This window comes from Paenibacillus pinihumi DSM 23905 = JCM 16419 (genome assembly GCF_000422505.1).
Classification (GTDB): domain Bacteria; phylum Bacillota; class Bacilli; order Paenibacillales; family Paenibacillaceae; genus Paenibacillus_D; species Paenibacillus_D pinihumi.
Genome location: NZ_KE383870.1, coordinates 90,433 through 114,318 on the forward strand (window position 1 = coordinate 90,433; position 23,886 = coordinate 114,318).

A 23,886-nucleotide genomic window follows, 5' to 3' on the forward strand; every position below is an offset into this window, starting at 1 on the left:
GCATCTGCTGCATCAGATGCAGCAGATGCTCCAGATAAGGACAAGATGGATATAATCCGTTGTAAAATGAGTCCTTTTTTCCAAGAATAAGCTTGCCGACTCATAACCATAGAATCGTTTGGCATATTGTAGAGAAACAGGAAAAAATCAATCTGTATGGTTGAACGGTCGAAGCTTCTTCCATAGCTGTCGTTTGGTCAAGTAAATCGGGGAACAAGAGCGGTCGGAAGAACCTTACATATGGCGGCGGACCTGGACGAAATTCACTCGTCAACGGATATAGCAAATTTCCGGCGTGAGGGGACAAGCCGGCAGGCAAGACCACTATTTTCACGAAGCGGGGGATCATGATGGCATTCAACAGCATTATTTTACGTCTTGAACTGGATCACCGGCATGTTCATTTCGGCAATGTGGCATCGGCCATCAGTAATGCAGGAGGGGATATTACCTCCATTGACGTCATTCGTCCAGGACAGGATACTTCTGTCCGCGATATTACTGTCCATGTATCAGATCAGGTTGAAGATCAGGTTGTAGATTCGCTTCGCCAGCTACCGGGCGTGCAGATTGTGAATGTGTCGGACCGTACTTTTCTGGCTCATCTTGGCGGGAAAATTTCGATTCATCCGAAGCTGCCCGTGAAAAATCGCGATGATTTGTCACGGGTGTACACACCAGGAGTCGCCCGTGTCTGTACAGCGATTCATGAAAGCCCGGAGAAGGCCTATTCGCTCACGGTCAAGCGCAATACGGTTGCCGTTGTGACGGATGGCACAGCCGTGCTTGGTCTTGGTGATATCGGGCCTGCTGCCGCTGCGCCTGTTATGGAGGGGAAGGCTATGCTCTTCAAGCAGCTTGCAGATGTTGACGCCTTTCCGATTTGTCTGGATACGAAGGATACCGAAGAAATTATCCGGACCGTGAAGGCAATCAGCCCGATCTTCGGCGGCATTAACCTGGAGGATATCAGCTCACCGCGCTGCTTTGAGATTGAGCAGCGGCTCTCGGCTGAGCTGGATATTCCTGTGTTCCACGATGATCAGCATGGGACTGCGGTTGTTGTTATCGCGGGACTGATTAATGCGCTCAAGGTTGTCGGGAAGCAGGTGGAGCAAATACGCGTGGTCGTGAACGGAATCGGGGCAGCCGGTGTATCGATCTGCAAAATGCTGCTTGCTGCCGGAGTTACCCGTCTTGTCCCTGTTGACCGCGAAGGAGCAATTGTTCGCGGCGGAAGCTACCCCTACCCGATGTGGCAGTGGCTGGCTGACCAGCCGCAGGTCGAGACTCGGCCAGGCAAGCTGAGGGAAGTCATTCAGGGAGCGGATGTATTTATCGGAGTGTCACGAGGCGGTATTTTGAGCGGAGCTGAGGTAGCCCTGATGGCCGAGAACCGGATTGTGTTTGCCATGGCAAATCCTGAACCGGAAATCAAGCCTGAGGAGGCGCTGCCGCTTGTCCGTGTCTTTGCTACCGGACGCAGTGATTACCCGAACCAGATCAATAACGTGCTTGTATTCCCGGGGATCTTCCGGGGGGCGCTGGATTGCCGCGCGCGTACGATTAATGAGGCAATGAAGCTGGCTGCTGCGAGGGCCATTGCGGCGGTTGTTTCGGACAGTGAGCGGAACGAGCATTATATTATTCCGAGCCTGTTCAATGAGCAGGTTGTCAGCCGGGTCAGAAAGGCCGTAATTGAAGCAGCAATCGCGACCGGGGAGGCCCGGCGGACGCCGCCGGAATTCCGGTAGTATAGACAACGGAATAGCGTAAGGAAGCCTCAGGCCAATAGCGAAAGCTCCCGGCATTCAAAGCATTTCAAGCAGAGTCAGCGTAAGAGAATAACCACGCAGTCTTCAAACGGCTAATCAGCCGCTTGAGGGCTGTTTTTCTTTGCCTGATCACTGTAATTTAGCGCTGCTTTCGGCAAGAAGCCAGCAAATGTCGCCCTTCAAGCCGGTGTTTTGGCAGAAGGACTTTCAAAAGGGACAGGTTTTTGATATAATCCAATTAATAATGATAATTATTATCAATTATATCCTGTCGTGATTCTCTATAGCGTTAACGATCAACTATTCTCTGAGTGAGAGGTGTGTAGGCCATGATTCCCTATGAACTGAAAACCCGGGACCGGTCTGTTTCCGAATTGGAAGGCATGCTGTTCAAGCTGCGTGATGCGGAGCAGATCAGGCACGGACATATTTTCCGGACACAGCCAAGACTGACCATTTCCCATGTCATGCTGGCAGTCAAGAGCGGTGAGGGACGAATAACAATAGAAGGCGAAGAACGGAGTTTGAGCCCGGATTCAGTATTTGTCTGCAAGCCGGGCCAGACCTTTGGTCTGGAGACAACGGGTACAGATCATCTGGAGCTGTACATGTTCCGCTTTGATATTTTCAGCGAGACGGATCGCAGCAGGAAGCGGATGCAGATGGTCATGGAGGGCGAATTACATACCGACAAGGGGCGTATTGCAGTACCTCCGGCGGTAAATATTGCAGAGCTGTGCGAGGCAGTCTACAGCTATTGGAACGGCGGCAGCGGCCTTGAGCGTTTCCGCAGCTCACTTGCTTTTCAAGAGCTGCTCTACTATATACTTGGAGGTATGGATGAATCCGGAAGCTGATTTCTTCCATGAATGTTAGACATCTATTTACAAGAAGGGCGTCACACGATGTTGTGTGGACGCCCTTCGCTTTAAATGAAAACACTGTCATTCATTCTTTATCCGGCAGAGAACGGATTGTCGGAATCAATACAGCTTGCCTTGTAAATACAGGCTGGTAGCCAGTTTGCTGACTGCGTGGGTATAGCATTGCTGACGGAGGGTGATCTTCTCCTGAAAGTAGAGAGGAAGAATGGCGCCCATGGTCGATTTCATTTTGGAATACAGGCGGCGGGAGATTTCTTCCTCCGTATAGAATTGGGTCTCACGCCCTTGAAGCCATTCAAAATAAGAGACGATAACACCGCCCGCATTCGCCAGAATATCCGGAATGATAATGACGGAATCTTCGCTCAAAATCTGGTCTGCTTCTCCAGTAATCGGGGCATTGGCACCTTCGACGATAATGCGCGCTTTGATCTGGTTCACATTATCCTTGCGGATCTGATCCTCCAATGCGGCAAGAATGAGCACATCCAGGTCCAGGTAGAGAATGGATTCCCGGTCCAAAATCTCAGCCTGGATGCCTGCTGTTGCAAGCTCGTCCCTGGAGACGGGCAAATCGCCACGATTATTCGCAACATATTGAATGAGAGCCGGAATATCCAGCCCGTCGGGATGATACAGCGTCTTGTTCCGGTCGCTGACAGCTACGACTTTGTTGTTTAAGTCCTTGCAGTTGTAAGCTTCAAGAGCTGCGACTGATCCGACATTACCGAAGCCCTGAACAGCGAGCCGGAGGCTCTTGCCGGAATGCTCAAGCGCTGTTTTGGCAAATCCGTTGCTGCTGTCGGCAAGCTCCGCGCTGTTCTCTTTCAGAAATCCGGAGAGCAGATAATTTAATGTAAAATATACCCCTTTGCCTGTTGCTTCTCGGCGGCCTAATGACCCGCCATTCAAAACGCTTTTTCCTGTGAAGCTGCCAAGGTAAGGCTGGCCCGGATGGATGCTTTTATACTCGGCCATCATCCAGTCCATTTCACGCTCGCCGGTACCGACGTCCGGCGCAGGAATATCCTTGTCCGGACCTAGCGCGTCGGTGAAGTATTGCACATATTTTTTGCAGATCAGATATAACTCCCTGACCGAATATTCGCGGGGATTAATCGCTACGCCGCCCTTGCCGCCACCGAAAGGAACCTCATGCAGCGCATTCTTCAGCGTCATGAGCGCCGCCAAATTTGTAACCTCATCCTCATTGACCGTCTCATGAAACCGGATACCGCCTTTGTACGGGCCAAGCGTATCATTATGCTGAATGCGGTACGCAGGTATACGCACCACATCGCCTTTATCAAGGGCAATGCGGAGAAATGATTTGTGAATTTTGTTCGGGGTGGACAGAATAGCTCCAAGTGAAGTAAAGGCCTGGGTTCTTTGGACACCTTGCAAATTATGCAGGAAGGATGGATTGCTCAATAATTTTTGCAGCGATTGTTGTACGATTGCTCCAGTCTGACTGGCCATGGTCGTATTACCTCCTCTTGTCCTTACATTTGAAAATACTTCCTATTCATTCTATCATAAGGGGATGCGTAACCCAAATCACACCCAAAGGAGAACATCATGAACGGAACAAAACGCGAGGCTGTCAAGCCGGGATTAACCGTAGATATTGTATTAAAGCAGGACCAGCGGAGCGGCAAGCTGACCCGGGGAGTGGTGAAGGATATTCTGACGAATTCCTCCACGCATCCTCATGGGATCAAGGTCAGGTTGCAATCGGGGCAGGTAGGCCGGGTTAAGGTCATTCATTCTGCTGCTTCAAACGGGGCAGTCCCGCCAGATACACTTCAATAACGCTTGCGAACGACTCATTGAGATTAACCGGAAGTCCGAAGCCGCCAGCATGTTCAATTGCGACGAAGCCGTGCATAAGGCTGCGCAGCCCGCGTACGGCATGAATCAGGTTCAACTCATCCAGCTCATAGGGAGCAAGCAGCCTGGCGACGAGAGTAATCGTGTCATTGCTCCAGCGGATCAGCCGTTCATTCTGCGAATCAGGTGCTTGCAATGTCGCTTCATACAGCCCAGGACGCGTACGCGCGAAGTGCACATAGGCTTCCGCCATAGCGAGGATCGGCTCTTTGGCTGAATCAGCGCTGATCGTGACGGCCGCCTCAAGCTGTGAGTAAAGCTGTTCCAGCCCGTATATGGCCAGTTCGTTGCGCAGGCCGGGCAGACCGTCGACATGATTGTAAAGAGAAGGGGAGCGAATGTTCAAATATTTGGCCACCGTAGCCAGTGTGACCTCGCGCAGGCCCTTCTCGTCGGCAAGCTGTGCGGTTGCTCTCACCAGGGTAGGCAGATCAAGTCCGATTCTAGGTGACATGGTTGCCGCCCCCTTCCGGGTGATGCTTGGCAAGCTGAATTTCTGCTTTCCGGATTGCCTTATTCATGACTGGACCAGGGTTGGTCAGGAAGCTGCCATGGCCCACTGCGAGCAGAGAAGGGCCAAGCGCGGCAAGCTTCCTTGCACTATATAGCGCCTTCTCTGCGTTCCAGGTTGCCATTGCAGGAAACGGAAACCATGGGGCAAGTTGGCCTGCTACCGCTACTCCGCCCCGAATTTGCAGGGCATCTCCTGCCACGAGCGCTTGAGTGCGGGTATCCAGAAACGCCATGGAGCCTGGCGTATGTCCAGGTGCGGCTATAGCCAGAAGTGATCCGATGCGGTCACCATCCTGCAAGCGGACATCCGGCCGTGTGCTCAGCTTGGTCGCCACGCTGCCGCGAATTGGCGTCTGTGGCTCATTCGTATCGAGCGACAAATCGCCTTCGAGCAGACGTGAGTCTCTGGCAGACAGATAGACCGGCACCTGCGGGAGCGCCTGCTTTAGCGCATCAAGCGATCCGACATGATCTTCATGGGCATGGGTCAGCACGATGGTCCCAATTGGCTTGCCAATCGTCTCCGCGGCCTGCATAATGGCTTTGGCGCTGTAAGGCAGCGCGCAATCAATAAGGGTCAGGGAGTCCTGCTCCTCTACGAAATAGCAGTTGACAGGAAAAATCCGGGGCAAAAAAGACAGTTGATAAAGAAATTGATGCTTGATCATTTTCATTGTAAAAACCACCTTTCTTCAAAAACTAATGATGTTAGTTTTATTATATCGATTGTCTTCTGTAAAGTCCAGATGCGCTAATATAAAAAATTAATTTGTCTCTTCATGTCATTTTGTGTAGATTGGTATACACGGTTAAAATTATATAGACCTTAACATTAAGAATCATCCAGCAGGAGGGAGGAACAGGCTTGAAATGGCCGGCTCTTATTTGGCGGCTGCTGTCCGATCCGTTCAAGAGAACGATCCGCAGCAAGCTTATCGTCATTATGATCTGCATAGCTGTCATTCCGATTATCGTTGTGACCTGGGTGGCGACGGGCAATACCCGCCGTTCACTTGAACAGGAGGTTATACAATCCAACTTGTCCCGAATTGGCTGGTCAGGGGAAGCTATTGATGAGAAATTTGTTCAGCTCAACAATCTGATTTACACCATTCTTATCAGCCCTACGCTCAGCGAATATACGTCCAGGGATGAAGGAACCGATGTGCCCGGACAGTTTACCATCCAACGCAACATTATTAATACGATTACGTCGGTGTACTATTCTGGCAATAACAATTTGATGGAGATTGAACTATATGTGAAGGATAAGAACAAGCTCTTCACCATCAACGATATGCGTAATGATATTCAATCTCCTGTCACTGAGCCTCCCGTATGGCGAGATTTGGTCATGCAGCAATCCGATTTTATCATTCGGGACAGCCCGGAGGAGACGCCGAATTTCAACTTTGTCCGCAGTATGAACCGGTTTGAAAACAAAGAGAAGATCGGCAGCGTCCGGCTTGAGGTGAAGTGGAAAATGATGGACGGGGCGCTCGATCTGCTCAATTCGGAGCCGGGAGCCAGCGTCTACATTGTGGACTCGGCAGGGAAACTGATGTATCAGCTTAATGAAGGGCCAGTTCCAACCGCGGGTGATGCCAAGCTGGCGGCTCATGGTTCGGGATTTGTGCATACGCCCGATTATTACATCTTTTACAGTCACCTGGAGCCGTGGGGGTTAAGCTTGATCAAGGTGCTGCCCGTCAGCTATATAAATCAAAGCACGGCGATGACCCAAAAATACGGAATGATTGTCGGCTTAATCTCAGCGCTGGCAGCTGCACTCCTTGCGGCGCTGCTTGCGTATACCGTATCGAGGCCGATTATCCGACTGGCCCGTTCGATGAGCGGACTGAATCTGCTTAAGGTGGAGGATGCGCACTACCCGAACCGCCAGGATGAAATCGGACTGCTGGAGATGCGTTTTCATGCGATGTCCGGCAGAATTCGCGAGCATATCCGCAACGAATATACGATTAATCTGGAGAAGCAGACCGCCCAGTTGAAGGCGTTGCAGGCCCAGATAAATCCGCATTTTCTGCAAAATACGCTGCAGCTCATTGGCAGCATGTCCTTTTCCAAAAAGCCGAGCGATATTTACAGCATTATTCAGTCATTGAGCGATATGTTCCGGTATGTCATTCGCGAGCCCGGCGAAATGGCGACAATCGGGATGGAATTGAAGCATTTGAACAACTATATGAATATCCAGCGTCAGCGTTTTACCGGGAAACTGACTTTTGAAACGGATATTGTGCCGGAGTGGGAGAGCTGCCTGATTCCCAAGCTGTCCCTGCAGCCATTAATTGAGAATGCGTTTATGCATGGTTTTGACCGGAAAAAAGGACCCTGGTGCTTAAAGGTGAGACTGGTGCCGTTCGAGGACGGGATTATGATTCATGTTGAGGATAACGGTGTGGGTATCTCTGCTGCACGCTTGGAGGAGGTCCGCCAGCGTCTTGCAGATCAGTTAGACCCGCTATGGAACAGCGGCAAATCAATCGGGCTGTATAATGTTGCCGCCAGAATACGGCTGCATTTTGGTGAAGAGTACGGCATTTCTATGAATAGCATCCCCGAAGGGGGAACACGGGTGACGATATTTATTCCTGTTGTAAGGACTGGTGATTGAAATGAATATCAATGCGATTATTGTCGATGACGAACAGTGGAACCGCGAAATTATTAAAACCTTTGGCAATTGGGAGCAGAATGAGATACATCTTGCAGGAGAAGCTGAGGATGGGGAGGAAGCGATTCGTCTGATCGAGTCCGGCAATGTCCATATCGTTATTATGGATATGAACATGCCCGGGGTGGACGGCATCGGACTGCTAAAGTATTTGAATGACCATCATCCGGAAATCCGCATTATCGTAATTAGCGGCTACGATGATTATATGTACACCAGGCAGGCCATTCGGTGCAAAGCGGATGAATATTTGCTCAAGCCAGTAGATCCGCAGGAGTTGAGTCAGGTGCTGCTGCAATGCAGGGACAGGGCGGCTGAGACCCTTCAGAATCATCCGGCTGCAGGTACAGGCTTGAGGCTTGAGCTCCTTCAGGCATTGCAGGCGGCCAAGCCTGCTTTGTCAGCTCATTACAATGATTTGAACGCTGCCGGGGTACAGGACAGTTTGCGGGAGTTGGAGGAACAGCTGGCAGAGCTGGACGTAGACAAGCCTGCCTTGCCCCGGATCGGACAGGAGCTCACTCTTCTGCTGGAGGAGTTGATGGAGGGTAATTCCCAGGAGGATACCGGGGAGCTCGAAACATCTGTATATAAGGGTGTGGTCTCGGCATCTGAACTGATCAGGCATCTGACTGAACAGTATTTGTCTGCCCTGGAACATCTGGTCTTGCAGCGCAAGAACAAGAACCGGCTCAACCTGGAGGAAATCAAACATTTTGTTGATCAGCATTATACCGAGAATTTGAAAGTAGAGACGCTGGCCAAATCATTTTTTGTGAGCAAAGAATATTTGAGCAAAGTATTTAAGCAGGAATTCGGAATGAATTTGACTGATTATATGACCAAACTCAGAATGGATCGCGCGCGTCATCTGCTGCTTCATGACCACCTAGCGATCAAGTCGGTTGCCGAGCTGTGCGGGTATGAGGAATTGGGGTATTTTTATCGTGTATTCAAGAAACAATTCGGACTTGCACCGGGTGAAATGAGAAGGGGAGAAGTGTAAGGTTTAAAAAAATACAAATGAAAAGGCTAACAATGTCTAATTAACCGCTTTCATTTTGTTTGTATAATGAAAGCGTACTCAAGTTCAGACTTATGTTAAGGGGGTAATGACAACATGAAGAAGACATGGAAAGTTGGAGTCAGCGCACTAATGGCCGTATTGCTGCTGGCTGGATGTGGAGCAAATAACGGAAATACGAATACAGGAACTACTGGTGAAGGTTCTGCCTCGGGCAAGACCGTTACTCTGAAAATGTTTATCGGATTGCCTCGTTTTAAAGACCAGTTCGACAAATACATTGACCAATTCGTTGCAAAACAAAAAGCGGAGAAAAATATCGATGTGAAGGTTCAGCTTGAAATGCCTAGCTCCGATAACGCTTCGCAAATTCTGAAGACGAGACTGGCATCTAATGATGCGCCGGACATCTACTCCATTCACGCGATTAACGAAATTCCGTCATTCTACAGAGCAGGCTATCTCGAGGACCTGTCGAATCAGCCATTCGTTGACAGACTGCTTGACAGTGTGAAACCGGCAGTAACAATTGACAACAAGATTGTTGCTTTGCCTTTGGAAACGCAATCGTGGGGATATCTGTACAACAAAAAGATTTTTAATGATTTGAACCTGAAAGTTCCTACAACGCTGAGCGAAATGAAGCAGGTTGTAGAAACTTTGCAGAAGAACAACATTGCGCCATTTGAGCTGGCTTACAAAGAGGCATGGATTCCACAATTGTTCCTGCCATTGAATGTTGGTGCTCAAATCAGCGCAGGCAACAAAGATTTCATTGAGCGTATGAACAAGAATGAAGGTTCTTTCACAGAAATGAAATCGATGTTCGACATTATTGACCTGGTCAATGCAAATGGAACGCCTAAAGCGCTTGAAGCTGGCGGAGACGACGGAGCTGCAGCATTCGCTAACGGCAAAGCAGCGATGTGGGTACAAGGTCCATGGTATGCAGAGACGATTCTGAAAGCTAATCCGGACATTGACTTCGGTATTGCTCCACTGCCTATCGATGACAATCCCGACCATACGCTGATCAATCTGGGTGCTTCTACTTCCCTGGTTGTATCTCCGACTAGCAAGAACAAAGAAGTTGCACTGGACTTCCTGAACTACATGCTGGATGACAAAGATTCCAGCGCATTGTTCGAAAGCTTGAAGTTTGACCCGGTAATCAAGTCCCATACTTATGAGACATACCCTTGGGTTAAGGATGCACAAGTATATGTGAAGGAAAACAAAGCATACCGCGATCCTTCTATCCCTCAAGCAGTTAAGGATGAAGTTGGTAAAGGTCTGCAAAGTTACTTCTCGAAACAAATGTCTCAGGATGATGTGCTCAAAGCGCTTGATAAGGCCTGGAAAGACTACAACAAAGTAAACAAACAATAAGAGCCTGAATCAGAGGAAGGAAGAGGGTTGATTCCATCACGGAATGACCTTCTTCCCCGCTGATATTTCCACAAAAATTGAGGTGATACCATCATGCTGAAGAATACCCGCAAGACGCTTTACCTGTTTTATTTTGTAGCACCGGCACTTCTGCTGTATACGGTATTCATGCTGATACCGACTATCGGCGGAATGTTCTACAGCATTACGGACTGGAACGGTTTGAACCGCAACTATAACTTTGTCGGCTTTGCCAACTTCATTGAGGCCATTAAGGAAGACCCGGATTTTCTGAATTCCTTATGGTTCACACTGAAGTATGTCGTGGTCATGGTCGTTCTGCAAAATGCGCTGGCATTGCTGCTTGCGGTATTTATTGAAAGCCGCACACGATTCAAAGGCTTTTTCCGGACCGTCTTTTTCATGCCGAACATGATCAGCGTAATCATCAGTGCATTCATGTGGACGTTCGTGTTCACAACTGTACTGCCGCAATTGGCTGAAAAAACAATGATGACGTTCCTGGATCAGTCATGGATTGGTGATCCGAGATTCTCGTTCTTCTCGATCGTTATCGTATCGCTCTGGAACGGTGTCGGCTACATGATGATTATTTATTTGGCGGGTTTGCAGGGTGTCCCTCAAAGCTTGAAGGAAGCGGCAGTTATTGATGGCGCGAATCCTTTCCAACAATTCCGTCATATTACGCTGCCTATGATTACACATGCAATTACGATCTGTTTCTTCTTGACGCTCAATGGCGCATTCAAAGTATTTGAAGTTGTATTCGGTTTGACAGGCGGCGGCCCTGGTCGCGCCACGCAGGTTATTACGATGAATATTTACGAGGAAGCATTCTCCAATAACTTCCGTTATGGTTATGCAAGCGCAAAATCGGTTATCTTGTTCGTCATTGTGTTGATCATCACGCTTATCCAAATTAGAATTACGAAAAGAAATGAGGTGGAGGCATAATGTCGACTTCACGCAGATTGTCCTCTACAATCATCCTGGTCATTCTGATTCTCGGAGCATTGCTGGCTCTCTTCCCGATTTACATGGCGGTTATCAACTCGTTCAAAACACAGGGAGAAATGTTCAGCAATATTTTGTCGCTGCCGACGCAACTTCATTTTGAAAATTACCAGCAGGCATTTCAGAAAATCCGGCTGCTTGATAGCATTAAGAACTCACTGATTGTGTCAGTAATTGGTATCGGGGGAATTTTGCTGTTTGCCTCCATGGCCGGGTACAAGCTGTCCAGAACATCGGGGAGACTGAGCAACTTTATTTTCACTCTGTTTGTTGCTTCCATGCTCGTACCATTCCACTCGATCATGATTTCACTTTCCCGTGTCGCTAAAAATTTGCATATGCAAGGCAGCACGTACGGACTGGGGCTTATCTATATTGGATTGGGTATCAATATGGCGGTGTTCCTGTATCATGGATTCGTTAAAGGAATTCCAAGAGAGCTGGAAGAGTCCGCCCATATGGACGGCTGCGGCGAATTCCAGACCTTCTTCAAAATCATTTTCCCGCTATTGCTGCCAATTACGGTAACAGTCGGAATTCTCGATTTCCTGTGGATCTGGAACGACTTCCTGCTTCCGCTTCTGATGCTGACTGACGTCAAGAATTATACGCTCATTCTGTCTACAAACATGCTGTTCGGCATGTATAACAAAGAATGGTCGCTTATTCTCGCTTCGCTCGTCTTGACGGCGATTCCGGTTGTCATCATCTACGCGTTCTTCCAACGCTTTATTATGGAAGGTATTACTGAGGGTGCTGTTAAAGGTTAAGGGGCTCTATACTTAGGAACAAACACGGGCAGGGATGCATCAGCATTCCTGCTTTTTTGCATCCTATGCACATTGATCATGCAGGAGAGGGAAGGCTTTGTTATTCAATAGGCAAAAGACGTCAAACAAGCTTCCAGCCATTTCAGGCCGGAAGCTTGTTTGAGAATTGAGAATTCAACAGGCTTAATTTAAGAATCAGCGGTTGACCACTACAAGTAGCTTGAGCGGAGAGAAAGAGGGAGGCTGGAGAAGCATAGCGGTCGCCTTTGTTCACGGATTTCAACCACGTACTGGGAGGAATACAGGAAATCCGGGAACAACAGCGATTGGAAGTCCCCTCTTTCTCGCAGCGATGCTCCAACGTTTCGTGTCAACCACTGATTTCAATTTTGATCCATAAAAGATAAAGGCAATTAATCAAAGTGCCTGAGAAGGTCATCCAGACGGAGCCGGGATGTATCCGGCAGCACAATGTCAGCGTGCGGGAAGAGAGCTTCCCGGCCAACTGCCACAGCGAACATTTTCGCACCCTTGATGGCATCCACGCCGGAAGCCGCGTCCTCTACACCGATACATTTGCCCGGGTCAGCACCAAGCAGTGCCGCAGCGGTCACGAAAATTTCCGGGTCCGGCTTATTGCGTTTGAGCTTGGTTACATCCACTATAACGTCAAAATAATCTTCCGCCTCCAGCCGGTTCACAACGAACTGGGCGTTTTTGCTGGCCGATGCCAATCCGACCTTGATTCCACGCTGTCTGATATCCGCAATAAATTCCGGAATGCCCGGCAGCAGATCCGCCGGGGTGATTTGCTCGATCAGCTTCTGGTACAGCCCGTTCTTGCGGTCCGCAAGCCGGACCATCTCCTCCTCCGTCAGGGAGAGGGGAGATGCAGCCTGCCCAAGCAGCAGCTTCAGGGAATCAATACGCGAGACGCCTTTAAGATTCTCATTGAATTCACGGGAGAAGGAAATGCCCAGTTCATCAGCCAGTGCTTTCCATGCTTGATAATGGTACTCCGCAGTATCTGTAATGACGCCGTCCAGATCGAAAATGACAGCCTGCAAGGAATTCGATGTCGACATATAATAATCTCCTTTGAGCCGGATTGAATAAGTGGCTTGTCTATTTACTGCTTGCTGTGCCTGCTTAGCTGACCGGATGTTTGACCGTCTGGCCAGGCTCGAGTTGGACTGGCTTGTCATACAGCGCAATCTCCAGACTTTTGCCCTCCAGCAGCTCCAGTGATACCCCGCCCTTCTCAATATGAACCGCAATCAAACGTCCGCGGAAGGTAAGGCGGAAAGCGTACTGCTCCCATGTAGCCGGGATCGAAGGCGCGAGTGACAGGCCATTCTCCTTTAGGCGCATGCCGGCAAAGCCATATACAATTGCCATCCAGGTTCCGCCCATATTGGCCAGATGCAAGCCATCCTTCGTATTGCCATGTGTATTGTCCAGGTCAAGGCGTGCGGTTTCGTTGAAATAGTTGTAGGCTTTGTCGCTATAGCCGATTTTCGACGCCATAATGCTGAAAATACAGGAAGACAGGGAAGAGTCATGCGTCGTAATGTCTTCATAATAATCGTAAGAACGCCGGATCGTCTCCATGCTTTGTTCATCTTCCAGCAGGAAATGGGCGAGAACCGTATCAGCCTGCTTGCACACCTGATAACGGTACAGCGTCAGCGGATGGTAGTGCAGCAGCAGCGGATATTTTTCCTCCGGCGTGTTCTCAAAATCCCAGACAGCTTTGCGGAGGAAGGTGTCGTCCTGCGGATTGATGCCGAGCTTCTCGTCATATGGCAGCAGCATCGTGTCAGCAGCATTTTTCCAGTCCTCAATTTCCTGAGGGGATACGCCAAGGCGGCTGTACAATGCCCCCAAAGCTGATGCATCATGGCTCTTCAGAATTTCACAGCTTTTCGCAGCCCATTTCAGATTATGCTTGGCCATGACATTCGTATAATAGTTGTTGTTCACCAGGCATGTATATTCGTCAGGACCGGTTACTTCGTCCAGATGAAACGCGCCGTCATGATAGTGGCCGATCTCCATCCACAGACGCGCGGTTTCAATCAGCATCTCCGCTCCATATTCAAGCAGGAATTCATTATCCTGCTCCGCCAGATAATACTGAATGTAGCTGTAGGCAATATCAGCGCTAATATGATACTGTGCTGTACCCGACGGGAAGAAGGAGGAGCATTCCGTACCCGAGATCGTACGCCAAGGGAACAGTGCGCCACGGCGATGGCCCATTTCAATCGCTCTGCCTCTTGCATGATCCAGAATCGAGTAGCGGTAAATCAGAAGCTGGCGGGCAATTTCCGGCTGTGTCATCAGGAATACCGGGAACATATAGATTTCCGTATCCCAGAAGTAATGGCCTTCATAGCCTTCTCCTGTCAGACCTTTGGCGGAAATATTGCTATGCTCGTCACGTCCTGCGGATTGCAGCAGATGGAACAGGTTAAACCGGATTCCTTCCTGGAGCTTGTCATCATTGCCGATTGCAATATCTGCACGTTTCCAGTAATGATTCAAATATTGCTCCTGCGCGTTAAGCACATCAGTAAAGGATTGACCAAGCAGTGCTTCGTGAAGCACGATAGCCTGGTTTTTCAGCTCTGCTCCGTGGCGGAGCGTATCGGTAAATACATTCCATTTTGTGAAATGTACAGTCTCTTTCAGATCAAAGACAGCGGTGTACGTGATAACTCCCGATTCTGCCTGAAGTGATGCCTGCGCATCTGCATCCAACTGATGGCGCGTAACACATGCCGCTTGCAGCCTGGAAGTCATGGTCTCGTCAACGACATAACCGTATTCCTCTTGAACACCGCAATCGGCAACGGTCAGCCTTTTGGCGTGTCCGGCAGCTACACGCGGATCATTCGGGTTCGTATAATTCACTACATTTCCGTTGATTGTGGAGACAATTTTCACTTTTCCTGTGAAGTTCACCGGCTCAATACGCACGTCAATAGCGAATAATTCACGCTTCACAAACGAGACCACTCTGCGGAAGGTCAGCTTGATCTCCTTGCCTGCGGGGGATTGCCAGTGCAGCATGCGCTCGGAATACCCTTTGTCCATATGTAAATGGCGCTCGTAAGCCAGAACCTTGCCGGCATGCAGGGATACAGGCGCCTCCTCGCCCTCCAGATAAATGTGGATCGTCTGGGCATCCATAATATTGACCAGCTTCTGCTGGGTGCCAGGGAAAGCATAGAGCTTCTCTCCGTAAGGGACGTCAATGACGTCATGATAGGCGTTCAAATATGTCCCGCGAATGCTGGACATCCCTTCTGCATAGCCCTCTTCAAAATTACCGCGAACACCCAGATAGCCGTTGCCCTGGGCGAAGATGCTTTCCATATTTAACAGAACGTCAGGCGTCCAATCATGATTCGAAATTGACCAGGTCATAGTTGTGTAATCCTCCCAGTAAATTGGTTGAAGTTGCATAGGTTTATGGTTTGAATTTTAACGTGGAAAAGGCTAAGATTATACTAATATATTTAGAAAATTATCAAAATTTTTAGGTGAGGGAATATGATGATGAGCAAATCTTCCCGTCATACAAAGCCCGGGGCGAAGCCGGCCGGACAGCCGTATTTTTTATCCTCCCGCATGCACTCCCTGCGTGAAGGCTTCGTGCATCCTCCGTTCGACTACGAAACAGAGCTGCTTGAAGCCATCCGTATGGGGGATGAGAACAAGGCCATGGATACGATGCGCAGAATTAATGAAAAGGAAGGGGCTGTATTGGCCTCCTATCCGCTGCGTTCCAAGAAGAATGCCCTGATCGCCTCCTGTACGTTGTTTACCCGGGCCATTATTAAGGGTGGCGTTGACCCGGAGACGGCCTTCCAATTAAGTGACTCGTTAATTTTGCAAATTGAAAAGTTCGGCGACATGGACCGGTTGCTGCAGTTTGAATATGAAATGCTGGTACAATTCATTGCGGTCATGAAGCGGGAGAAGGAAGTATTGACTTATTCGCATATCGTCAATTTGTCCATTTACTATATCCGCGAGCATATTTTTCAGGAGCTGACCCTTCTTGGGATTGCTTCACATGTCGGGGTAAACCCAAGCTACCTGTCCAGCCGTTTCAAGCAGGAGACAGGATCAGCGCTTACTTCTTTTATTAATGAAAGAAAGGTTGAGGAATCGAAGCATTTTTTGCTGTACACGAACCAGCCGATTTCGGAAATCGCCTTTCTGTTCAAGTTTTGCAGCCAAAGCTATTATACGCAGTTATTCAAAAAAATCACCGGCATGACTCCAAAGCAGTTCAGGCAGAGGAGCGGTGCAGCAGGCAGTTAATGGTTGACACTTGATAATGAGAACGATTATCATAGATGACGACAGCCATTAAATCAGGCGGTGATAATGAATGAAAAAAATCAAATACTGCTGTAAAAACCTGAATTTCGGCACCAAGCCTGTGTACAAAGCAATGAAGTCCAAATTTCCGGAGCTGAAGCACAAGAAGAAGAGCTGCCTGGGCAATTGCAAAATGTGTACCCGGGAATACTTTGTCCAGATCGGCAATTCGAAGATCGTATGCGAGCCGTCGGCCAAGAAGCTCTATAAACGCCTTCGCAAGCTGATTGGTTAATGCGCCAATACAGCAGGGCATTATAATTGAACAATTACCCAAACTAATATATGATAGAAACGTAAATTAAAATTGTAACCTGCAACCAGACCGGGAGGGACATAATAATGAACGATCAACTGCATCAGGCGCTTAATGACCAAATGAACTATGAGTTTTATTCCTCTCATGTTTATCTGGCTATGGCTGCCTATTTGTCAGGAGAAAGCCTTGACGGATTTGCGAATTTCTTCATTATTCAGGCGGAAGAGGAACGCTTCCACGCGATGAAGATTTACCAATTTCTGAATAACCGCGGCAAGCGTGCAACACTTTATGGCATGGATACGCCGGTTAACGACTACAGCTCTGTTCTGGAGGTCTTTGAGCACGGCTACCAGCATGAGCTTGAAGTTACCAAGCGGATTTATCACTTATCCGACCTTGCGCTCAATGACAGGGAACATGCGACCATTCAATTTTTGAAATGGTTCATCGATGAGCAGGTTGAAGAAGAAGCGCTGTTTGATTCCATTATTCAGAAGCTCAAGCGTATTGATAAGGACAGCAATGCCTTCTTTATGCTGGATACTGAATTTTCACAACGCAGTTTTACGCCGCCTGCCGAATAAGCTGCAATAACCAAGAGCCTCTCACTCGTAAATATGCGGGTGAGAGGCTCTTTTTGTGGCAGCTGGAACGATGATTTTTTTATGATGTAAAAATAAGTCATATATGTTTGTAGTTGCATGAAATAGGACTGGAATTGGCATCCTATTTCTGAACAATCTGCATCCGTTCATACTAACAAACAATTGTACGGGAGAAATACGGAATGAAGAGTCATTCGTCCCCTTTACCCCGCAGGGAAAAGGCAATTATAAGCTGGCTGGGCATAACCCAGATGCAGTACCGCAACCCGCTTCTGATGCTGTGGTGGAGTGCGGCATTTCCGGGTTTCGGCCATATTCTGCTGAACCAGTATTGGCGGGGCACACTGTTTACACTTTTTGAGGTGGTGCTGAACAGTCTGGCCAACATTAACGGTGCAATGGTGCATTCGTTCGGCGGCAAAGCAGAGCTGGCGAAGCAGCTGCTGAATCCCCATTGGATATATGGCTATTTAATCTTCTATCTCTATACTATCTGGGATACATACAAAAAAACACGTGAGTTCAATATGCACAATGAGCTGGCTGTTCTGGAAAATACACGAATCAAGAGCTTTTTGCTTTCATCCGGAGAAATTAATATTCTGGAACGGCGCAACCCCGCGGCGGCAGCCTTCTGGTCCTTCATGCTCCCTGGTCTTGGGCAGCTTTATAATAACCGGGTAATGCTTGGCATTTATGCGCTGCTCTGGTGGTTTTTTTATTGCCGGTTTTCCCATGTTTTCACGGCGTGTTATGCCCTTTTTGAGCAAGGCATCGTACAGTCTACCAGGCTACTCAGTGCCCACTGGCTTTTGTTCATGCCGTCTGTTCTATGGGGGGCTGTCTATCATAGCTATTTAATGGCTGTTGAGCATAACAGTCTTTTTAAGTATGAGCAAAAGCAATTTTTAAAAGAGCGTTATGCAGGGAGCGAAATCTTTGCGCTTGAAGAAAACAGGGGTGATGAGATTGCTGGTAGTGGGATTGTTTAACTATTCAACAGAGCTGGAGCAGGCATTAAGGCTGTTGGAGAGCAATGGCATAGACCGCAGCAAAATGATGGCTGTTCCAATGGAGGCAGACAGCAACAGGCAGCTCATTTCCGGAGAGTCGCGCGAGCTGTCATTCGATGTGGGGTTCGCGGCTGCGACAGCGCTCGGTGTCGTCGGGATCAGCATCGGCTTTGTATTGAGCTGGGGGCCGATCCTATGGGGATTAATCTCTACGGCGTCCGGTTTCATGGCCGGTTATTTCATTACCCGATTGATCTCCGCGAGAAAGAAAAACGCTCATATGGGCAGGCACGCCTGTCTGCCGGAGCTGGTCATTATAGTACGGTGCGAGGAAGAGAGTCTGGAGCAGGTGCAGATGATTATGCATCACTATGGTGCATGGAAGCTGGGGATTATGGAAAGCTGAGGCTCCGCACAGAGCCAGTATTTACAGCAAATTTGTCAGCTCTTGTCGGATATTGGCAACTATAATATGATGAGAAGACAAGAGAGTGATAGGAAAGGGGGCTGGGCTTCGATGCAATGGATGTCTGGGATGGATTGGCCCCGTAAGAGGTTGTTCGGATATCAGGCCACCGTAAAAATTGCAGGGGACAAACAGAAGCAGATCTGCCGGGCGAAGGACGCATGAGGATCAACATGCTGCCGCAGAACAGGCGCTGGCTGCTAATACCGGCTATTATTTTGTTTATTGGTATTATTTCAGCTCTTTACACTTCCAGGTTCTGGATTCAGCCTTATTTCAACCATGAGCATTCTCAAGCAAAAGCGGGGGTACTTGAATTAAATTCGCCGCTTAATGATACGGATATTGTCCCGCTTGCCGGGGAATGGCGTTTTTATCCGAATGAGCTGAAGAAGCCGGGTGAGATTGACTGGAATGCCCCGGACGCGGAATGGCTCACAATTCCGGATAGCGGCTGGGACAAGACATTGTCCTCGCCGTTTGGATCAGGTACATATGCGATGGAGGTCAGGCTGGCCGGACCACAGCCGATGATCGCCTTGAAAAACTTCTCAGTCCGCATGGCTCATCGGCTCTATGTGAATGATGAGCTTGTGGGCCGCAACGGCCAGTTGTCGGATGAAGGTGCAACCCAATCGGAAAATTATCCTTACCGCGCTTATGTTTCCCTGGGAAATTTAGAGGTTGTCCGTATTGTAATCCAGGTCGAAAACATTATTTACGGGCGCAGCGGCGGCATTGTAGCTCCGGTTATTATCGGAACGCCGCATGCAATCGATTACAGCTCTAATGTAACCGTTGGATTTGACATGTTCCGGGTGCTCAGCTACTTGCTTGGGGGCATCATGTTTATTTGCTTTTATTTCATGTGGCCCAGCCGCAATTATCCGCTTTACTCGGGGCTGCATTTGCTCGGACTTGCCCTGTACGGGATGACCCACAGCGAGAAACTGCTGCATCAGTGGATTCCCTGGCTGCCGTTTAACCTGTTTATATTCGTTCAGATCCTCTCCATTATTTTGTGTGCGTATACAATCATCATGTATGTACACCGGCTGTTCCCGTCAAGGCTGGGTGCTTATCTGGCGAAATTCATACGAATCATTTGTGCGGCCTTTATCGTATTGCTTGTTGTATTGCCATATAATGTCATCAGCCAATTTGAGCTGCTGCTGGGCACCCCGGTGCTGATCGGGTACCTGTTTGCCGTGTACCGCTTTTTTATGGCTGCTACCCAAAAGCGGGACAATGCGATTATTTGCCTGCTGTCCGCACTGCATTTGGTGATTTTGTTTATTAACAGCTTTATGAATATAAACGGCTGGCTGCCTAACGCCGCCTTTCCGCCATGGGATGCCATCACGTTTATGATTTTGCAGTTGCTGCTGATCGGCAAACGGTTTGCGAATGTATCCAAGCGGACAGAGGAGTTGTCGCGGAAAATTATTGAGGTCAATGAAGCCAAGCAGCTCTTTATCCGTCAGAATGCATTCCAGCTTCAGGACCCGCTCTATAAGGCGGACAAGCTGATCGGGATTGCCATGGAAAAAGGCGGCGCCACGCTTGTATCCGGGCAGAACAGGGAGCTGGAGACTGCGAGAATGCTGATCAACCAGCAGCTTGACCATGTACATGATCTGGTTGATTTGACAGAGCTGCGAGAAAGGAAGACAGCCTTGCTGTCTCCGGTACTGGTCAAGGAAAGCCTGCAAAGTGTATTCCGGCATCTGGGTGCAATGCCGGAATGCGCAGGTGTATATTTTGATCCTGAAATTCCGCTTGCGTTTCATGTGGTGCTCGGTGATGAGAGCCGCTTCCGTCATGTCGTCCGAAAGCTGATTATGGCTTCTGTCCAACAGGGAGCGACGGTACGTGTATCCGGGGTCATTTTGCCGGATAAGCGGGCGCGGCTTCAGCTTCATATTGGTGGCGCAGCGCTCGGCAAGGAGCAGGCAGCATTCATGATGGGCCTTGAGATTGACCAGAAGGAGTCGTACGCATCACGCACGATGCATTTGATTATGGCGTTTCAGTGGATGCGGCAGTTGGGAGGCCAACTTGCAGTCAAGCAGGAGACAGCTCCTGACGAGCTGGTATTCGAGCTGACGCTGGCAAGTGTCCGCGACCATACAGGTCCCGGCCTGATGGCAAAAAGATATGGGGACAGGAAGGCAATAGGCAAGCGCAGGGCTGCTGTCCCAAGCGCTGCCGGTGACGGCGAGACGTTTTTTGGCCGGATACTGGTGACTTCTGCTGACTTGGTCAATCTGGATATCATCACGGCAATTTTGTCCGGACAAGGCTACGAAATAATACATTGCACTTCAGGCGATGCGGCACTTAATCATCTAATGGAGCAGACACTTCCTGACCTGGTCATATGCGATCAATTAATTGAAGGGATGAGCGGAATCGAGCTGTGCGCAGAAATGCGCAAATCCTATTCTTCAGCCGTGCTTCCGTTCCTGCTGATCGTATCGCCGTTGGAGCCGCAAGAGAGGCTGGCTGCCTTCCGGGCAGATGTCAATGATGTCGTGGTATACCCTTATGAAGCATCCGAGCTGCGGGGACGTGTCCGCAACATGATATCGATGAAGCATTCCATAGAAACCTCCATTCAGATGGAGCAGGCTTTTTTACAAGCGCAAATCAAACCGCACTTTTTGTATAATGCAATGAATTCTATTTTATCTCTTTCATATAGCGATGTGGCCAAAGCACGCCAGGTTATCTTTGATTTGAGCGCTTACTTGCGGTTTAGCTTTGATTTTACGAATACGCGTCATTTTGTTCCGCTCTCACAGGAGCTTGAACTGGTTCAGGCATATCTGAATATTGAGAGTGTCCGATATGGCAGCAGGCTTCGCTACGAGCTGGATTGTGATGAACGGATCTCGGCGCAGATTCCGCCTCTTACACTCCAGCCGATTGTCGAAAATGCGGTGAGGCATGGCATTGCTCCTTCGACAGAAGGCGGCGGCATACACGTTGCCATACGTAAAACGGCCGGGCAGGTTGTAGCGGTCATAAGTGACAACGGCGTTGGCATGGATGAGCATCGTTTGGCGGTGATCCAGCAGGATGAGCTGATGACCGGCCATGTAGGCCTGCTGAATATCCGGAAACGTCTAAACCGGCTGTCGGCGACGATGACCATTGAGAGCAAACCGGGAGAGGGGACGCGGGTAACCCTGACCCTTCCGGCAAGCAGGGAGGAGTCTGCTTCATGATGGTTCAAGGATATTTATACACTTACGCTTGCCACGAGTCGGAACGGGGACTGTGTGGCATGGAGCTGAGATCCCTGCTAGGCATAGGGCCAGAGCTCCCCGCATTGGCGGTCGGGAGCACCGTCTGCATCCCTCCTGGACGCAGCCCGTTCATTAAGCAGCGGCTTGATATTCAGGTAACGGCGGACAGTCTGGAGGAGCTGGTGGCAATTGCTTCCCAACTGGATCCGCTCCATGAGACATTCAAGGTCATTTGCCTGAAGACAGAGCATGGACCCGATTATCAGGAGCAGCGCAAAATTGAGCGGCAGATCGGGGCAGTCATCCGAGGCATCCCTGACATGAAGCAGCCCGCTCTAAGATGGGGTACAGCATGGAGCAGCGGCCGCTGGGTGCTCGGACGGCTGTACGAGGCGGATGCCGCCTGGCTGCAGCATCAGAATAAGCCGCGGCAATATTCCACCGCGCTCAGTATCCGTTCAGCAAGAGCAGCTGTCAATATTGCCGTTCCAGTGACAGAAGGCATCCGTGCGGTTGATCCCTGCTGCGGAATCGGGACGGTACTGCTGGAAGCCCGGTCAATGGGTATTGATATGGAGGGATTTGACAAGAATCCGCTGGCGGTCACAGGTGCGCGTGAAAATTTGCTCCATTTCGGTTATGCTGATGTTGTAAGAATTGCGGATATGCGGAGTTTGAGCAAGCATTACGATACGGCCATCATTGATTTTCCATATAACTTATGCTCTGTAATGCCGGCAGAGGAACTGCTGGAGATGCTTGTGGCTGCCAGAGGGCTCGCCGACCGTGCGCTGTTCATCTTCGCAGCGGATCAGCCGGTGGAGCAGCAGCTTGCAGCAGCAGGCTGGGCCGCAGCGGACAGCTGCAGCATAAGCAAAGGAGCCTTCACCCGGCGGATGATCCGATGTGAATAGCAGCCAATACAATGAGGATGCAATAAAAATGTTCATAGAATGCAGGACCCGGATTCAGGATGTATGCTCGGTCCTTGAAGTGTCGCATACTAAACCTCATGAATGTGTTTGAGGGTGGGATAAGGATGCAAACAAACAACTTTGGGCAGGGCCAGGAAAACCGTCTGCGCATTTATCTGCTCGCAGGCATAGCTACAGCTCCGCATTTTTTTGGCCGTTGCTGTGATATGATCGCTCAGGTCGCAAGAAAGGCAGGCTGGGAGCCTGTGGTCGAAGCTATTTTTCCTTATGGTGATGACAGCCGCAGCATCTTGTCACAGGTACGGGAGGTAAGCGGGGATCTTCCCCACCGTATCAGCATCACGCGCAAGGGCGGAAGAATTGCCGCCAGCCACATTCGGAATTCTTACTCGGGGGAACCGCTGGTGCTGATCGGACATAGCGGCGGCGGTGCTGCTGCCTATCAGGCGGTTCGCATTCTGAGCAGGGAGAAGAGACTGGATCAGGATAAATGCCGGATCGTGCAGATCGGTTCACCCAAGGTCCCCATCGTGCCGGAGCTTCGCCACCATGTCTATTACATTCATGCGGTAGATGGCGAGGGGCGGGCCAAGGACCCGATCACCCGGCTGGGAAGCTGGGGCGGCTGGTCGGCGGGCCGTTTCCGGCTGCCGGGCTGGAATGCAAGGAAGTACGCCCCGGCTCACATTGAGGGTATTCATCTGCTGGGCGGACATACGGATTATTTGCGCCATGATCTTCCGTTCATCGATGAACAGCAAATGTCCAATATGGAGAAGACATTGGGGCGGGTTTGGGACTGGATTCACAACAGCCTCGCTCTGCCTGTAAGGTAATAAATTACAAACGGATGGCAGGGTAAGGTTTTTGCAGAACTCAAATTTATGAAAAGTAGCGGCTCCGGAGCAAAGGACAGCCTGCAGGTACAGGCAGACCTTTGTCACGGAGCCGCTTTAAGAATTTGCTGAAACTGTCTGTACA

Annotated in this window: 21 protein-coding genes; 16 read left to right on the plus strand and 5 right to left on the minus strand. The window is 49.5% G+C overall.

What is annotated here, in order from left to right; translation table 11 throughout:
- Positions 1–350 precede the first annotated feature (350 nt).
- Positions 351–1,754, plus strand: a complete 1,404-nt coding sequence (locus H583_RS0130845; protein ID WP_028563844.1) for an NAD-dependent malic enzyme — start codon at positions 351–353, stop codon at positions 1,752–1,754.
- 350 nt (positions 1,755–2,104) lie between these two features.
- Positions 2,105–2,632 carry a cupin domain-containing protein gene (locus H583_RS0130855; protein WP_028563845.1) on the plus strand — a complete coding sequence of 176 codons (528 nt, stop codon included), beginning with the start codon at positions 2,105–2,107 and terminating at the stop codon, positions 2,630–2,632.
- Positions 2,633–2,758: 126 nt separating this feature from the next.
- On the opposite strand, the gene H583_RS0130860 is transcribed toward H583_RS0130855, so the two are convergent.
- Positions 2,759–4,138 (minus strand): Glu/Leu/Phe/Val family dehydrogenase, encoded by a 1,380-nt coding sequence (locus H583_RS0130860; RefSeq protein WP_028563846.1) that lies wholly within the window; start codon positions 4,136–4,138, stop codon positions 2,759–2,761.
- Positions 4,139–4,237: 99 nt separating this feature from the next.
- Between H583_RS0130860 and H583_RS0130865 the strand changes: the two genes are divergently transcribed.
- A complete protein-coding gene (locus H583_RS0130865; RefSeq protein ID WP_028563847.1) occupies positions 4,238–4,471 on the plus strand; it encodes a YwbE family protein in 234 nt (77 codons plus the stop codon).
- Here H583_RS0130865 and H583_RS0130870 read toward each other — a convergent pair.
- Both H583_RS0130870 and H583_RS0130875 read right to left on the minus strand, forming a co-directional pair.
- A complete protein-coding gene (locus H583_RS0130870) occupies positions 4,419–5,003 on the minus strand; it encodes a TetR/AcrR family transcriptional regulator (protein ID WP_028563848.1) in 585 nt (194 codons plus the stop codon). The two genes, H583_RS0130865 and H583_RS0130870, sit on opposite strands and share 53 nt — an antisense overlap.
- On the minus strand, positions 4,993–5,736 hold the full coding sequence (locus H583_RS0130875; RefSeq protein WP_028563849.1) for an MBL fold metallo-hydrolase: 744 nt from the start codon (positions 5,734–5,736) through the stop codon (positions 4,993–4,995). Before H583_RS0130875 ends, H583_RS0130870 begins: the two co-directional genes overlap by 11 nt.
- A gap of 191 nt (positions 5,737–5,927) precedes the next feature.
- Between H583_RS0130875 and H583_RS0130880 the strand changes: the two genes are divergently transcribed.
- The 5 genes from H583_RS0130880 to H583_RS0130900 all read left to right on the plus strand — a co-directional run bounded on the left by H583_RS0130880 (position 5,928) and on the right by H583_RS0130900 (position 11,978).
- Positions 5,928–7,700: a sensor histidine kinase gene (locus tag H583_RS0130880; RefSeq protein ID WP_028563850.1), complete on the plus strand. Its 1,773-nt coding sequence runs from the start codon at positions 5,928–5,930 to the stop codon at positions 7,698–7,700.
- A 1-nt stretch (position 7,701) separates the two neighbouring features.
- Positions 7,702–8,766 carry a response regulator transcription factor gene (locus tag H583_RS0130885; RefSeq protein ID WP_036711640.1) on the plus strand — a complete coding sequence of 355 codons (1,065 nt, stop codon included), beginning with the start codon at positions 7,702–7,704 and terminating at the stop codon, positions 8,764–8,766.
- Positions 8,767–8,880: 114 nt separating this feature from the next.
- Positions 8,881–10,173, plus strand: a complete 1,293-nt coding sequence (locus tag H583_RS0130890) for an ABC transporter substrate-binding protein (protein ID WP_028563852.1) — start codon at positions 8,881–8,883, stop codon at positions 10,171–10,173.
- 93 nt (positions 10,174–10,266) lie between these two features.
- Positions 10,267–11,148 (plus strand): carbohydrate ABC transporter permease, encoded by an 882-nt coding sequence (locus H583_RS0130895; RefSeq protein ID WP_028563853.1) that lies wholly within the window; start codon positions 10,267–10,269, stop codon positions 11,146–11,148.
- Positions 11,148–11,978, plus strand: coding sequence for a carbohydrate ABC transporter permease (locus H583_RS0130900; RefSeq protein WP_028563854.1), 831 nt, complete (start codon positions 11,148–11,150; stop codon positions 11,976–11,978). Before H583_RS0130895 ends, H583_RS0130900 begins: the two co-directional genes overlap by 1 nt.
- 413 nt (positions 11,979–12,391) lie before the next feature.
- Here H583_RS0130900 and pgmB read toward each other — a convergent pair whose 3' ends face one another.
- Entirely contained in the window at positions 12,392–13,063 is a 672-nt protein-coding gene (gene pgmB / locus H583_RS0130905) for a beta-phosphoglucomutase (protein WP_028563855.1), read from the minus strand.
- Between the two features lie 64 nt (positions 13,064–13,127).
- On the minus strand, positions 13,128–15,410 hold the full coding sequence (locus tag H583_RS0130910) for a glycoside hydrolase family 65 protein (protein ID WP_028563856.1): 2,283 nt from the start codon (positions 15,408–15,410) through the stop codon (positions 13,128–13,130).
- A gap of 204 nt (positions 15,411–15,614) precedes the next feature.
- Here H583_RS0130910 and H583_RS0130915 point away from each other — a divergent pair, with 204 nt between their 5' ends.
- The 8 genes from H583_RS0130915 (at position 15,615) to H583_RS0130955 (ending at position 23,741) form a co-directional block, all read left to right on the plus strand.
- Positions 15,615–16,313 (plus strand): AraC family transcriptional regulator, encoded by a 699-nt coding sequence (locus tag H583_RS0130915; RefSeq protein WP_036711682.1) that lies wholly within the window; start codon positions 15,615–15,617, stop codon positions 16,311–16,313.
- A 70-nt stretch (positions 16,314–16,383) separates the two neighbouring features.
- On the plus strand, positions 16,384–16,608 hold the full coding sequence (locus H583_RS0130920) for a DUF1450 domain-containing protein (RefSeq protein ID WP_028563858.1): 225 nt from the start codon (positions 16,384–16,386) through the stop codon (positions 16,606–16,608).
- Between the two features lie 107 nt (positions 16,609–16,715).
- Positions 16,716–17,219 (plus strand): ferritin, encoded by a 504-nt coding sequence (locus tag H583_RS0130925; RefSeq protein WP_028563859.1) that lies wholly within the window; start codon positions 16,716–16,718, stop codon positions 17,217–17,219.
- Between the two features lie 203 nt (positions 17,220–17,422).
- Complete coding sequence (locus H583_RS34935; RefSeq protein WP_051237266.1) at positions 17,423–18,232, plus strand: DUF5683 domain-containing protein; 810 nt, start codon at positions 17,423–17,425, stop codon at positions 18,230–18,232.
- The gene (locus H583_RS35805; protein ID WP_051237268.1) at positions 18,210–18,659 is read left to right on the plus strand and encodes a hypothetical protein; all 450 of its coding nucleotides are present in this window, start codon (positions 18,210–18,212) and stop codon (positions 18,657–18,659) included. The genes H583_RS34935 and H583_RS35805 overlap by 23 nt, the downstream gene beginning before the upstream one ends.
- 221 nt (positions 18,660–18,880) lie before the next feature.
- Positions 18,881–21,949 carry a histidine kinase gene (locus H583_RS0130945; protein ID WP_028563860.1) on the plus strand — a complete coding sequence of 1,023 codons (3,069 nt, stop codon included), beginning with the start codon at positions 18,881–18,883 and terminating at the stop codon, positions 21,947–21,949.
- On the plus strand, positions 21,946–22,884 hold the full coding sequence (locus tag H583_RS0130950) for a TRM11 family SAM-dependent methyltransferase (protein WP_028563861.1): 939 nt from the start codon (positions 21,946–21,948) through the stop codon (positions 22,882–22,884). The genes H583_RS0130945 and H583_RS0130950 overlap by 4 nt, the downstream gene beginning before the upstream one ends.
- Positions 22,885–23,009: 125 nt before the next feature.
- Positions 23,010–23,741 carry a hypothetical protein gene (locus tag H583_RS0130955; protein ID WP_036711642.1) on the plus strand — a complete coding sequence of 244 codons (732 nt, stop codon included), beginning with the start codon at positions 23,010–23,012 and terminating at the stop codon, positions 23,739–23,741.
- Positions 23,742–23,886 lie beyond the last annotated feature (145 nt).

What these genes read in the sequence shown, in the direction of transcription:
- H583_RS0130870 (WP_028563848.1), bottom strand. Translation starts at nt 5,003, where the DNA reads ATGTCACCTAGAATCGGACTTGATCTGCCTACCCTGGTGAGAGCAACC.
- H583_RS0130890 (WP_028563852.1), top strand. Translation starts at nt 8,881, where the DNA reads ATGAAGAAGACATGGAAAGTTGGAGTCAGCGCACTAATGGCCGTATTG.
- H583_RS0130925 (WP_028563859.1), top strand. Translation starts at nt 16,716, where the DNA reads ATGAACGATCAACTGCATCAGGCGCTTAATGACCAAATGAACTATGAG.
- H583_RS0130845 (WP_028563844.1), top strand. Translation starts at nt 351, where the DNA reads ATGGCATTCAACAGCATTATTTTACGTCTTGAACTGGATCACCGGCAT.
- H583_RS0130885 (WP_036711640.1), top strand. Translation starts at nt 7,702, where the DNA reads ATGAATATCAATGCGATTATTGTCGATGACGAACAGTGGAACCGCGAA.
- H583_RS0130950 (WP_028563861.1), top strand. Translation starts at nt 21,946, where the DNA reads ATGATGGTTCAAGGATATTTATACACTTACGCTTGCCACGAGTCGGAA.
- H583_RS0130865 (WP_028563847.1), top strand. Translation starts at nt 4,238, where the DNA reads ATGAACGGAACAAAACGCGAGGCTGTCAAGCCGGGATTAACCGTAGAT.
- H583_RS0130915 (WP_036711682.1), top strand. Translation starts at nt 15,615, where the DNA reads ATGCACTCCCTGCGTGAAGGCTTCGTGCATCCTCCGTTCGACTACGAA.
- H583_RS0130910 (WP_028563856.1), bottom strand. Translation starts at nt 15,410, where the DNA reads ATGACCTGGTCAATTTCGAATCATGATTGGACGCCTGACGTTCTGTTA.
- H583_RS34935 (WP_051237266.1), top strand. Translation starts at nt 17,423, where the DNA reads ATGAAGAGTCATTCGTCCCCTTTACCCCGCAGGGAAAAGGCAATTATA.
- H583_RS0130895 (WP_028563853.1), top strand. Translation starts at nt 10,267, where the DNA reads ATGCTGAAGAATACCCGCAAGACGCTTTACCTGTTTTATTTTGTAGCA.
- H583_RS0130945 (WP_028563860.1), top strand. Translation starts at nt 18,881, where the DNA reads ATGAGGATCAACATGCTGCCGCAGAACAGGCGCTGGCTGCTAATACCG.
- H583_RS0130955 (WP_036711642.1), top strand. Translation starts at nt 23,010, where the DNA reads ATGCAAACAAACAACTTTGGGCAGGGCCAGGAAAACCGTCTGCGCATT.
- H583_RS0130875 (WP_028563849.1), bottom strand. Translation starts at nt 5,736, where the DNA reads ATGAAAATGATCAAGCATCAATTTCTTTATCAACTGTCTTTTTTGCCC.
- H583_RS0130920 (WP_028563858.1), top strand. Translation starts at nt 16,384, where the DNA reads ATGAAAAAAATCAAATACTGCTGTAAAAACCTGAATTTCGGCACCAAG.
- pgmB (WP_028563855.1), bottom strand. Translation starts at nt 13,063, where the DNA reads ATGTCGACATCGAATTCCTTGCAGGCTGTCATTTTCGATCTGGACGGC.
- H583_RS0130860 (WP_028563846.1), bottom strand. Translation starts at nt 4,138, where the DNA reads ATGGCCAGTCAGACTGGAGCAATCGTACAACAATCGCTGCAAAAATTA.
- H583_RS0130900 (WP_028563854.1), top strand. Translation starts at nt 11,148, where the DNA reads ATGTCGACTTCACGCAGATTGTCCTCTACAATCATCCTGGTCATTCTG.
- H583_RS0130855 (WP_028563845.1), top strand. Translation starts at nt 2,105, where the DNA reads ATGATTCCCTATGAACTGAAAACCCGGGACCGGTCTGTTTCCGAATTG.